Source organism: Synechococcus sp. R60.1 (genome assembly GCF_047461835.1).
Lineage (GTDB): Bacteria > Cyanobacteriota > Cyanobacteriia > Thermostichales > Thermostichaceae > Thermostichus.
Window position 1 is genome coordinate 1 of record NZ_JANSIA010000099.1, and the last position, 10,527, is coordinate 10,527.

General features: G+C 56.5%; 9 protein-coding genes. 7 read left to right on the forward strand and 2 right to left on the reverse strand.

The annotated features are described in order from the left end of the window. Positions 1 to 652, reverse strand: a 652-nt coding sequence (gene cas6, locus NW834_RS11995) for a type I-MYXAN CRISPR-associated protein Cas6/Cmx6 (protein WP_414426319.1), incomplete at its 3' end; no start/stop codon positions are given. 348 nt (positions 653 to 1,000) lie between these two features. Here cas6 and NW834_RS12000 point away from each other — a divergent pair. Further along, positions 1,001 to 1,561, forward strand: coding sequence for a formylmethanofuran dehydrogenase subunit E family protein (locus NW834_RS12000; protein ID WP_414419134.1), 561 nt, complete (start codon positions 1,001 to 1,003; stop codon positions 1,559 to 1,561). A gap of 136 nt (positions 1,562 to 1,697) precedes the next feature. Here the strand turns inward: NW834_RS12000 and NW834_RS12005 are convergent, their stop codons facing one another. Further along, a complete protein-coding gene (locus NW834_RS12005) occupies positions 1,698 to 2,447 on the reverse strand; it encodes a Uma2 family endonuclease (protein ID WP_414328896.1) in 750 nt (249 codons plus the stop codon). 166 nt (positions 2,448 to 2,613) lie between these two features. On the opposite strand from NW834_RS12005, the gene csx2 reads away from it, so the two are divergent. The 6 genes from csx2 to NW834_RS12035 all read left to right on the forward strand — a co-directional run bounded on the left by csx2 (position 2,614) and on the right by NW834_RS12035 (position 10,081). Continuing rightward, positions 2,614 to 3,948 (forward strand): TIGR02221 family CRISPR-associated protein, encoded by a 1,335-nt coding sequence (gene csx2, locus NW834_RS12010; protein WP_414419133.1) that lies wholly within the window; start codon positions 2,614 to 2,616, stop codon positions 3,946 to 3,948. A gap of 145 nt (positions 3,949 to 4,093) precedes the next feature. Then, entirely contained in the window at positions 4,094 to 7,069 is a 2,976-nt protein-coding gene (cas10, locus tag NW834_RS12015) for a type III-B CRISPR-associated protein Cas10/Cmr2 (RefSeq protein ID WP_414419132.1), read from the forward strand. After that, positions 7,066 to 8,205 carry a type III-B CRISPR module-associated protein Cmr3 gene (locus NW834_RS12020; protein WP_414419131.1) on the forward strand — a complete coding sequence of 380 codons (1,140 nt, stop codon included), beginning with the start codon at positions 7,066 to 7,068 and terminating at the stop codon, positions 8,203 to 8,205. Before cas10 ends, NW834_RS12020 begins: the two co-directional genes overlap by 4 nt. A 47-nt stretch (positions 8,206 to 8,252) precedes the next feature. Then, positions 8,253 to 9,023: a type III-B CRISPR module RAMP protein Cmr4 gene (gene cmr4 / locus NW834_RS12025; protein WP_414419130.1), complete on the forward strand. Its 771-nt coding sequence runs from the start codon at positions 8,253 to 8,255 to the stop codon at positions 9,021 to 9,023. Between the two features lie 24 nt (positions 9,024 to 9,047). Next, positions 9,048 to 9,440, forward strand: a complete 393-nt coding sequence (locus NW834_RS12030) for a hypothetical protein (RefSeq protein ID WP_414406439.1) — start codon at positions 9,048 to 9,050, stop codon at positions 9,438 to 9,440. Then, on the forward strand, positions 9,440 to 10,081 hold the full coding sequence (locus NW834_RS12035) for a Uma2 family endonuclease (protein ID WP_414419129.1): 642 nt from the start codon (positions 9,440 to 9,442) through the stop codon (positions 10,079 to 10,081). The genes NW834_RS12030 and NW834_RS12035 overlap by 1 nt, the downstream gene beginning before the upstream one ends. The last annotated feature ends 446 nt before the right edge of the window (positions 10,082 to 10,527 follow it).

A 10,527-nucleotide genomic window follows, 5' to 3' on the forward strand; every position in this document is an offset into this window, starting at 1 on the left:
ACGGCAAAAAGAATCCACAACCCATGCGCCGCCGGCCACCTAGCCCTACCTGCTGGAGGCGAATTGAGTCTTCTTCCTGTAGGTTCTCTACTAAGGTTGAGAAACCTACAATCGTATGCCCTTTAATTCTCAAGGTCTTGCGCAAGGGTTTCCCAGTTTTATCTTGCAGTACTGATACCCGGCCTGAGATCTTAAGCTTCTCTAACTGGTCTTGGGCAGCTTGCACAAATGGATCTGGCTCGGTGTAGCCCTTGATTGTAACAATTCGGGCTTTTAGGGAAGTGCTTGGTTTGAGAGTAAAAATCCTGGGGATCCCCAGCTGTACTTCGTGAGATCCAATCTTCAATTGCTTGCCGGCTAGCTTGTACACCTCCGGCACTGCTTCCATGGGCAGCCGAATTCTAATGTGGGAGTGCGGAGTCAGTAAGATTTTGCCTCGTCTGTCTCCAATTCCCGCTGTTGTCAAAATCCCGATGTGAGGGTTTCGGTGCAGTGTTGGTACTTGGTGGCATAGCGCCGCGAGTAGAGCGTACCCGTGATCTGCTGGGAGGGTAGTTCCTCGCACGGGCAGGCATAGGTCCACTACGGGAGCTTCGTAAGGGACATGTGTTGGGTTTGCCATTGAAGCTTCAGCAGTCATTGAGTGGCTCATCACACAACTGCCACATGAAACATATGTAAGAAATGCTAGTGAACACAGCTCGCTTCTGTCAAGCAGCGCGCGGCGCCCCAGGGCGATCAGTGGAAAGGGCAGTCAGGGGTGCTAAGGCCTGCTGCCAGCAGCAAGGCACTTTCGACCACAGCAGCCACGTGAAAGTGCTCAACGCCCAGGGGCTTACCTCTGACAATACCATTGGTCTTAGCCCTCTTCAGCCAGGAGGTGATTTTCGGAAGAGTTCCCAGAAGAGGGCTGGATCCCCTACCCCCGCATAGGCAACCTCGAAGGGTAGAGCTTAGGATGGCTTGACCCATCTCCTCTTTATCAGCTCTCTCGCTGCCTATGAACCTGTCATCCATTGCCAAGCCACAGCAGCTTTCTCTTTTGCTGATCGCACTTCAGCTAACTCTGGGAGCGCCGGCGACAGCTCATCCGGTCACCAGTTCTGCAACGGACTCGACGGCGGCGGCCATTCAGCGAGTAACGGAAATTCATGGCGGAGCTGGGCCTTGGGCCGTGGTCGGCTATCGCATGGGGATGCGCGCTCTGCAGGAGCTGGGCTTGGTGAGTCCAACTCCCCACACTTCTAGGAACCGTTTTCTGGTGGAGGTCATTCACGAGTCGCCGGCAGAGATCCCGTTCGTGTGCATTGTGGATGGCTTGCATGCTGCAACAGGGGCCAGTTTGGGCAAGTTGAACTTGAAGCTGGTGGAGGTCGAATCTCTTGAAAAAATGCGCAGCGTGGTCATCCACCGAGAGACCGGCAAGCGGGTGGAGTTTCAAGTTTTGCCCGAGTTTATTGACAAATACCGGAACTTGCCCCCGGAACAACTGGCGGCTGCAGGGCAGGAAGTCCTTCAACTAGCCGATGAGAAGCTCTTTCGCCTCGCCATTAGCCCCTAGCAGGGAATATCGCTTCGGGATCCCTTCGGCATTCCTGAGCCAATCAGCTCCAGACCCGAGCGGGTGGCCACCTCTGCCGGATGCTCTCTTTCTTTCTGGAACTAACTCTGATTATCGTGGGCTCGCTAGGTACCTCCTAAGGGATCCGGGCTTGAGCGAATACATCTTGAGGGATCACCTTTAGACCCGGCAGGAAATCATCTTGAATGGCTTGGGATCCCGTAAAGGTGCGCGGCGGGGCATCGGGATAGAAGACGGTGATGCTCTTGGCTTGGGGATCCACAACCCAAACCCTGGGGATCCCAGCCTCCAGATAATCGGTTGCCTTCTGAGCTATGGCTCCAAAACTCTGGCCAGGAGAAAGGATCTCGATCACCAACTCGGGAATGGCAAAACAAGGTTCATCGGTCATGGCCTCAACCGGCAACCGCTCGTTAGAGATGTAAGTAACATCAGGAACTGGGATCCAGGGCTCTGCCTTTCGTGTTAAAACAACTGCCCACTCAGTATGTGCTGACCCAGGCTTAGGACACTCAGGGCTAGAGCACCAGTCCTCCAAAATTTGCCACAACACCGGTTGGAGACGAGCATGGAAGCGTTTTGGCGACATGGGTTCGTTTTTGGAGACGGCCCGCCCATCGACTAGCTCATAGACAATATCCCCCTCCGGCAAGGCCAGAAACTGTTCAGGAGTTAGCTTTTGACCTGAAATGGACAACTCTGGAGTCGATAGCATCACAGGATCCCCGTTGTTTAGGATGGCCGAATCTCTGTCTAGGCTAGCTCTGACATCCCCCACCTTCACCGTTTTGAAACAGTTGTCGAGCAGGGATCCAAATCCAGCGGCAAGATGGCTCCACTCAATTTTGGGGGTAGAGATCCCCATCTTTCTGGCACCGGCTGAGCAGAGGATGCCACTTTTCGGGAGAGGATAGGGCAACATTCAACCCAGAACCCTCTCCAGGCAACTTGAGAAGGGGGGGCTTCCAAGCTGCAGTAGCTTGAAGATGCCCGTGCTTCAATGCTTGAAAGCCGTCATCGAGAGGATCCCTATGGCTAATACCCTTTTGACCACTCTAGGCACCAGCCCCTACAGCGAGACGGTGTATGTTTTTGGGGAGCGGAAAGCCGATAGAACCCGTTATGTTGCCAAAGCCCTCTGTCAGCTCTTTGACATCGAGAGGGTGATTGTGCTGCTAACCCAAGAAGCACATGACACCCATTGGAAGCATCTACAGGACTGCCTACCCCCCCACGTGGAGAAAATTGCCAAGGCCATTCCTGAAGGGAAAACCGAGGCAGAGACCTGGGAGATCTTCGATGTGCTGGTCGATAGCATCGAGCCCCATACGCGGCTGGTTTTCGATATCACCCACGCCTTTCGCTCCATCCCCGTACTGGTGCTCTTGGGAGCCGCCCTTTTGCGCAAGGCCAAGAATGTAAATATTCAGGGGCTGTACTACGGTCTCTATCTCAAAGACCAGCAGGAAACACCCATCATCGATCTCACCCCCGCCCTTCGTCTTTTGGACTGGCTGACGGCTACCGACAAATTCATCAGCACCGGCTCGGCGCTGGAGTTGGGCCAACTTTTGGATACAGTTCAACGGGACTTTTACCGCCGACAAAAGTCTGGCAAAAGGGATCCCAAGCCCATCCGGCTGCAGAACTTTGGCCAAGCCATCCGCAATATCTCTCGTTCCCTGGAGCTGGTAAGACCGGTCAGCCTTTTGGAGGATGACTTGCTTAGGTTGCAAAGGCACTCCACCCAGGAGTTGGCAGAAGAGGTGGGCCAATTTGCCAAGCCTTTTGGTCTGCTGCTGCGAAGCATTCAGGATAGCTACAGCCAACTGGCTTTGCCAGCAGACAGAGCTACGGATGCCAAGGCTCAAGTTCAAAAGCAATTTCAACTGCTGCGCTGGTATGTGGAGAAACGCTTCACCACGCAGGCAATTCTCTTAGCTCGGGAGTGGGTGATCTCGGCCCTCTGCTTGTGTGAGGGGCTGCCCAACTACCGCCAGCGGGAAGCGCGGCAGGAGATCGAACACCAACTGGGATCCCTCATTCCGCGGAAAGACCAGCCCCTTGGAGATCCCCCTGCGACTGGCGAATCGGGCCGATCCCTCATCCCACGGGAAGACCAGCCCCAGGCGCTTCCTCCTATTACCACCCATGTGCCCGACGCCAAGCAGCTTGCCGATCTCTGGTCTCGCCTCAGCCAGTACCGCAACGATGTTGCCCATGTGCAGATGAATCTAGACCCTTTGAACAGCGAAGCTCTAGAAAGCTTTGTTTTGCAAGACCTGCTGCCTGGCCTGGAAGAGCTGTTTCCCAAATTGACCTGGGCAGAAGGGAAGTTGGAAGGGGATCTTTCCACTTCTCCGTAGGCTAAAGACATCGGTTCGCCCTCAGGTTCTGGGTTTTTGGTCAAACAACGGCTATTGAGAAATACTGAAGAAAACTGAGGGCTGGCCGGGATCAGATCGATGTTCGAGGAGTTCCTAACTGTTCTGTTTCTCCAGCGAAAACACCATGTCTTACTACTGGCAAGCTAAGCTCTGGGGTCTGTTACATGATCCCGCCCTCAAAGCCCTACACGACAGGACTGGCCGCTCCAAGGAAGGGCCGTGGACCAGACTGGCGGCGATGCAGGGATGGTCTTCTCCCAAAGCCGAGGGATCCTCTCCCATAGGCGATGCCGATCTCATCGCCTCGGCCAGCGACCGGGCTGCCATTGGCCATTTGCCCATAGCCATCAACTATCAAGTTGAGGATCGCAACTTGGGTCTTGGACTAGAAATGAGCCACTTGCTCTCCGGGCGCAAGCGCTTTTGGCAATTGGCCGATGACCAACACCAAGCCCTCAAGGATGCCCGCTCCCGTGCAGACTACCTGATGGAACGGGAGGAGAGCGCCATCCCCGATTGGGTTCGGCAGGAGACGGATCCCCAAAAAGTGTTTTGGTGGTTTTGGCGGTGCTTTCCCCAAGCTATTTGTCAGGAGTTTGGGGATGAGAGCTTGTTGTTATTGCCGGCAGAAACCCGGCTGCCAGACGGATCCCTGTGGAGCCACGCCAGCGTCACCGCAGCCTTGGCCGGATGTTTGGCCGGCTACGAGGAGCCCACGCGACCCTTTTTGGTGAGCTTTACCTTCAACCCCATCCAAGAGTTGATCAAAGCCAGCCGCAAGATGCGGGACTTTTGGGCCGGATCCTGGCTGCTGCACTATCTTTCTGCCCGCATGAGTTGGCGGCTTGCCGAGAAATACGGCCCCGACTGTCTGCTCTACCCCAGCCTCTACGGCCAGCCGTTAATCGACCACTGGCTGCGGGAGAAGTACCCCGAATTTGAAGAATGGATCCCTCAACCTTCTGCCAACGCCCTGCTCACCGCCGGTTTTCCCAACGTGCTCCTGCTGCTGCTGCCAGAAGAGCGGGTGGAGGCGGCCATGCAGTTTGCCCAGCAGACCCTCAAGGAAGAATGGAAGCAGTTGGCCCAGAAGGTGCTGGATTACCTGCAGGGGGATCGCCGCTGGCTGAGGCAGTTGCACCCAGAGGACCCCACCTGGCAGGGATGGCTGGAGCATCAGTGGCAGCACTACTGGGCAGCTGTGCCCTTGGGATCCCCGGCTCACTCTCTCAAGGATACCGGCATCCTTAGGCCCCCTCATGTTTCCATTGATGCGGATCCCTGGGTCAGTGCCCAAAACCGCACCTATCACCTGGGGGCTAAGCAAAAGCTCTTTGCTGATGAGGAGCTGGAGTTTCTGCGGGCTAGCTTTTGGGATCCCCAAAGACAACAGCGCCGCCAATACAAAGCCGGACTCAACGTGGGATCTTGGTGGGCAGCCGCAGTGGAGCAAACTCGGCGCCTACAGGCAGCTTGTAAGCAGGCCCGCGATTGGCAGCTCCCCGTTGCCTTTGGGCCGCGCAGCACCGTTTCGGGCTTGGGGCCGGTGGTGCATCCCTCACCGCGGCAGGGGTGGATAACAGAAGGGGAGAGTCGGCGGCTTTGGCAGCGGCAGGCCGGGCTCTTCGATGGCCGGGAACAGCTCAATGCCACTGAAACCCTCAAGCGGGGCTTGTACAAAGTGCTGCCGGAGCTCTTCCGCGAGCTGGATGAAGACCAGATTGCCGCTTCTTACCCGGATCTCACCGCTGGCGTAGCCGGCTACCTCAAAACCCAAGGGCGACGGGAACGAGAGCACTTCGAGCAGGCCTGTCAGGCAGTGGAGGCCCGCTACCCGGAGGTCAGAGGGGTGCTGCGGGAAATGCGGGGCAAATGGGGGATCCCGTGGGCCGACCAGCAGAACCTGCGCTACCATCCCCGTCTGCTCAATGCTGGTTGGCTGGTGGAAGACCTGGAGCTGGACGAGGAAACGCAAAGAAGCTACCGGCAGGACATCGAGACGCTTCTAGGCCGCTACTACCCCAGCGTTAACCCCGCCAGTTGGTACGTGCTGGCTGCCGGGGATGGGGACGACATGGGCAAATGGCTCAGGGGCGAGAAGATGAAATCCTACTACGACTATCTGCCTCAACCCCTACAGCGGCTGGCCAACGGGCAAACGGAAGCCATTGGCGAGGTCTTTGGCAAGGACAAGGAGGAGCTGGAGCAAGTCAAAGACGCTTTTCAGAAGTTTGTCAAAAACAGCCGCAAGCGCATGGGGCCTGCCACCCACAGCGCCCTAAGCCGCGCCCTGCTGGATTTTTCCGGCCAGTTGGTGCCCTACCTAACAGAGCAACGCTATGCCGGCAGGCTCATCTACGCCGGTGGGGACGACGTTTTGGCCTACACCAACCTCTGGGAGTGGGATGGCTGGCTGTGGGATATTCGCCAGTGTTTCCGGGGGGGAGAGGATGACTGGCGGGAGTTTGAGAACCTGGGGGACTACTGGCAGTGGAAAAAAGGGCGGCCTCCCGAAGGTTTGAGCCGGCGCCCCCTCTTTACCCTGGGATCCGCAGCCACCATCAGCTTCGGCGTGGTGATTGCCCATCACTCGGTGCCTCTGGCCATTGCCCTGGAAAACCTTTGGCAAGCGGAAGAAGAAGCCAAGAGCCACCTCTATGCCCATGGCTGCCCCAAAGACAGCGTGCAGGTGCGGGTGCTGTTTGCCAATGGCAACCAACTGGTGAGCACCAGCAAGTTCGACACGTTCGACAAGTGGAAGGATCTCCTTGATTTTGACTGGAAGCTCATGGGCCAGCAGCAGGATCAAAGCTCCTTGTTTGAGCAGGCAGCCCAACTGTGGGAGCAACATCCTGCCCCCAGCCCAGAGGCGGTGCCAGCCTGGGCCACGCTCTTTTGCAGCCGCCGGGATCTCTTCAAACAGGAATCGGAGCAGAAAGAGCACTTCCAGAACAAGCTTGTGGAGTTTATTCAGCATTTTTGGCAGCACAGCCTGCCCGCCCAGCCGCAGGCGTGGGATCTGGAGATCAAAAACTGGTTCAAGCTGGCGGCTTTTGTGCTGCGCAACCGCACCGTGAAATTGGGGAGGAACAGCCGATGAGTTGGTTTACCCTATCACCCTTGGATGTGTGGATGTTTCGAGATGCTAAGCCCTTTGCGCCGGGAGAGCGGGCCTGGGCCAACAGCAGCTTTCCCCCCAGTGGCCACACCTTGGCCGGGGCTGTTCAAGCCTACCTGGGCCAGCCGATGACGCTGCGGCTGCGGGGCCCCTTTCTCTGCCACGACGAAAGGCTCTATTTCCCCGCCCCTCTGCATCTGGAAGACGGATTCCCCCTTGTTCCCGTTCCTTGGTTGGACAATACGGATCCCTACTTCCATTGCCACTGGGATCCCACTCGGCCAGCCCCGTTGGTGTCCCTGAGGCCAGCAGAGGAGGAACCCGAAGGCAGCCAGAGCAGCAAGAAGAAAAAAACGGGAGGCTATCTGCCCTTCGAGGCGGTGCAAAAGGCGCTGGAAGGCAAAGGCTGGGATCTCAGCCAGGCCGTTAAGCCGCCGCTGAAGTATGAAGTACGGCCCCACAACACCCTGCAAGTCAGCAAGCGGCAGGTGCGGGAAGCCGATGGCTACTTTGTGGAGACCTGCATCCGTCTTCAGCCGGGCTGGAGTTTGGCCCTTTCCATCGAGGGCTGGGATCCCGATCGCGAAGCCTGGGATCCCCTACCCCTTACTCAGGAAGCAGTGCTGCGGCTGGGGGGAGAAGGCCACTGCGCTTTGCTGGCCCCCTGTCCGAAGCTGCAGGAGCAGTGGCAGCAGTTGCAGGACCTTTCTCAGGCCGCCTTTTGCCAAGCCGGACGCGCTTTGGCCTACTTGGTGACCCCAGGTGTGTTCATCAAAAAGGTGGACGGGCGTTCCCTCTGCCGCGCCTGGCCCTGGGAATGGAGATTGGCCACTCCCCACCCCGCCCATCCCCTCACCGGCCCCTTGGTGAGCGTGGCCACCGGCAAGCCCGTTGCCATCAGTGGACGCCTGCGGGTGGATCGCCCCCCAGAGCAGCGGCAGATGAGCCTGCCCGCCCCCCAAGTTTTTGCCGCGCCCCCTGGCAGTATCTACTACCTGGAGCAGCCGGCCCCCCTCAACCAAGAAGAGCCCGAGCTAGAAGATGGCCGGCTCAACGTGTTCCACCGCTGGCGGCTGTTGGGCTATAGCGAGCTCCTATGGCTGCCTTGGGCCAACTGAGTTTTGCTTTCAGTCCTTGAATACTTACTCGCAAAAGGAGCCCATCCATGACTTTTCAGATTGCCTACCTCCATCTATTGACTCCCCTGCACACCGGCGGCACTGCCCAAGAAGGGAACCTCTTGGGGATTGCCCGCGAATCCCACACCAATTTGCCCTACATCCCTTCCAGCACCATTCGGGGCAGGTTGCGGGCCAGCGTGGCCGATAAAGACAAAAAATTTGAGCTCTTTGGCAACGAAATTGGGGAAGGGGATCAGCTGACCCAAGGATCCATTTGGATTGGGGATGGCTCCTTGCTTTGGATCCCGGTGCCCTCCCTCAGCCACGGGGTGGTGTGGATAAGCTGCCCGCTTCTGCTCAAGCGCTGGCTGCGGCTAACAGGCCAGAATCTGTCAGTGCCGGATCCCTACAGTACGAGCTTGGGCACTAACCGCCCCATTTACCTCAAAGATGCCATTCTCAAAGAGGGTCTTCGACAATGGTCGGAATGGAAGAGCTACACCAAAGATCCTAATATCAGTCGCGTGATTGTTTTACCCGATCAGCACTGTGCCACCCTCATTCAAATGAGCCTGTGGCGGCAGGTGAAAGTCAAGCTTAGCGAGCACAAGGTTGTGGAAGGAGGCTTCCGCTATGAAGAGGCCATTCCTCCTGACAGCTTGATGTACTTTACCTGGGGGGTTACAGCCCAAGCAAATGGCAGTTCTGAGGAGGCAATGAAAGAGTTTCGAGATCTGCTGCAATCCAACCAGATTATGCAGATTGGCGGCCAGGAAAGCTTGGGCCGAGGCTTTGTGGAGCTGTCTTTGAACTAGATCTCAACCTAGGAGGGAGGTTTTATGAATAGCTTTGACCCGCGTACATTAGCCAAGCCCGTTTACGAATCCCTGTGCCAGCTCAGAGCACAAACCAAGGATACAGAAAGGCTAAAAGAGCAGAAGAACCAGGCTGTGGAGCTGTACACCTATCTTTCCACCTGGGGTTTGCTGCGCCTCAAGGCCGAAGAAGATGCCCTTAGCCAAGAGGGCAAAAAAGAGGTGGTCAAGGAGTTTTTCGATTGCCTAGAAAAGATATCCGGTCAAAACGAAATTGCCAAATCCAACGGCCTGGATCGTCTCATGGGGTTGGGAGTTGAAGAGTACCTGGGTTTAACAGGGCTGGGACTTGCTTTGGCACAAGAATTCAGCTTCTGGGCTACAGCCATTTACCATGACATTAGCGGAGGGGAATAATGAGCGTAGCCATTCCAATCCAGTCTATTTCCCTGTGTGAAGGAAGCCAAGTGGTCATCCATTCGCTGACTTGGCAAGACTTTGAGAGCATTTTGAAGGAGTTAGGGGAAGACCGCCACACTCGCGTTGCCTATTACAACGGCACTTTAGAGATTATGTCTCCCTTGTCCAAACATGAGCGCCCTCACCGCATTGCCGGAGATATTGTGAAAGCTCTCCTTGATTCTCAAGGGAGAGACTGGGAAGATTTTGGCTCAACAACCCTTAAAAAGTCTGGCAGTGCTGGGGTGGAGCCTGACACCTGCTTTTATGTCCATCACCTAGAGCAGATGCGAGGGTGTGAGGGAAGGATCGATGTCGATCTGTTGCCTCCGCCTGATCTGGCCATTGAGTCCGACATTACTTCCCGAACCTTTATCGATGCTTATAAAGCTACTGGTGTGCCCGAAGTTTGGCTCTTGGGTGAGCGAAGTTTACGGATGTTTATTCTGCAGGGAGAAGACTACGTAGAATCGAGCTGCAGCCGACTTTTCCCAGACTTCGACATCCCCAGGCTTGTGCCTCAACTCATTCGACGCGCCTTAGAAATTGGCACCAGCGCTATGTTGCGCGAATTTCGGGAAACGCTTCGCAATTCCTAATACTGCTTTCCAGCTTTAGGAGAAGATCAAATGCCTAGCAATCGTCCTGCCAACGCCCCGCAACCCCTTCCCCGTCCCGGAGGCTCGCCCCAGCAGCGGGATCCCAGCCGTCCGCCAAGTTCAGGAAGTCGAGGAGGAGGCCATCCCCCCAATCAGAGAGGGGGGAGTGGTGGTGGAGGGGGCGGCAACCATTCCCAACCTTCTCCCTGGTTAGGACATCCCTCGGATCCCAGTCCCAACCCAGATCCGACGGCGAGCTTTATTGAATATCTGCGGTGGATGAGAGCTCCAGCAACTCCTTTCAAAGACGGAACCAAAGTCGATCTGGTGCACCAAGTAGAAGCAAAGGCAAACTACGGAGCGCGCCTGCAAGTTCTAAATGCTCGCATCAAACGCATTGCCGGAGAAGAAAACACTTTTCAGGTCACCTGTCCCTGGCGAATTCG

What these genes read in the sequence shown, in the direction of transcription:
- NW834_RS12035 (WP_414419129.1), top strand. Translation starts at nt 9,440, where the DNA reads ATGAGCGTAGCCATTCCAATCCAGTCTATTTCCCTGTGTGAAGGAAGC.
- NW834_RS12005 (WP_414328896.1), bottom strand. Translation starts at nt 2,447, where the DNA reads ATGGGGATCTCTACCCCCAAAATTGAGTGGAGCCATCTTGCCGCTGGA.
- cmr4 (WP_414419130.1), top strand. Translation starts at nt 8,253, where the DNA reads ATGACTTTTCAGATTGCCTACCTCCATCTATTGACTCCCCTGCACACC.
- NW834_RS12020 (WP_414419131.1), top strand. Translation starts at nt 7,066, where the DNA reads ATGAGTTGGTTTACCCTATCACCCTTGGATGTGTGGATGTTTCGAGAT.
- cas10 (WP_414419132.1), top strand. Translation starts at nt 4,094, where the DNA reads ATGTCTTACTACTGGCAAGCTAAGCTCTGGGGTCTGTTACATGATCCC.
- NW834_RS12000 (WP_414419134.1), top strand. Translation starts at nt 1,001, where the DNA reads ATGAACCTGTCATCCATTGCCAAGCCACAGCAGCTTTCTCTTTTGCTG.
- NW834_RS12030 (WP_414406439.1), top strand. Translation starts at nt 9,048, where the DNA reads ATGAATAGCTTTGACCCGCGTACATTAGCCAAGCCCGTTTACGAATCC.
- csx2 (WP_414419133.1), top strand. Translation starts at nt 2,614, where the DNA reads ATGGCTAATACCCTTTTGACCACTCTAGGCACCAGCCCCTACAGCGAG.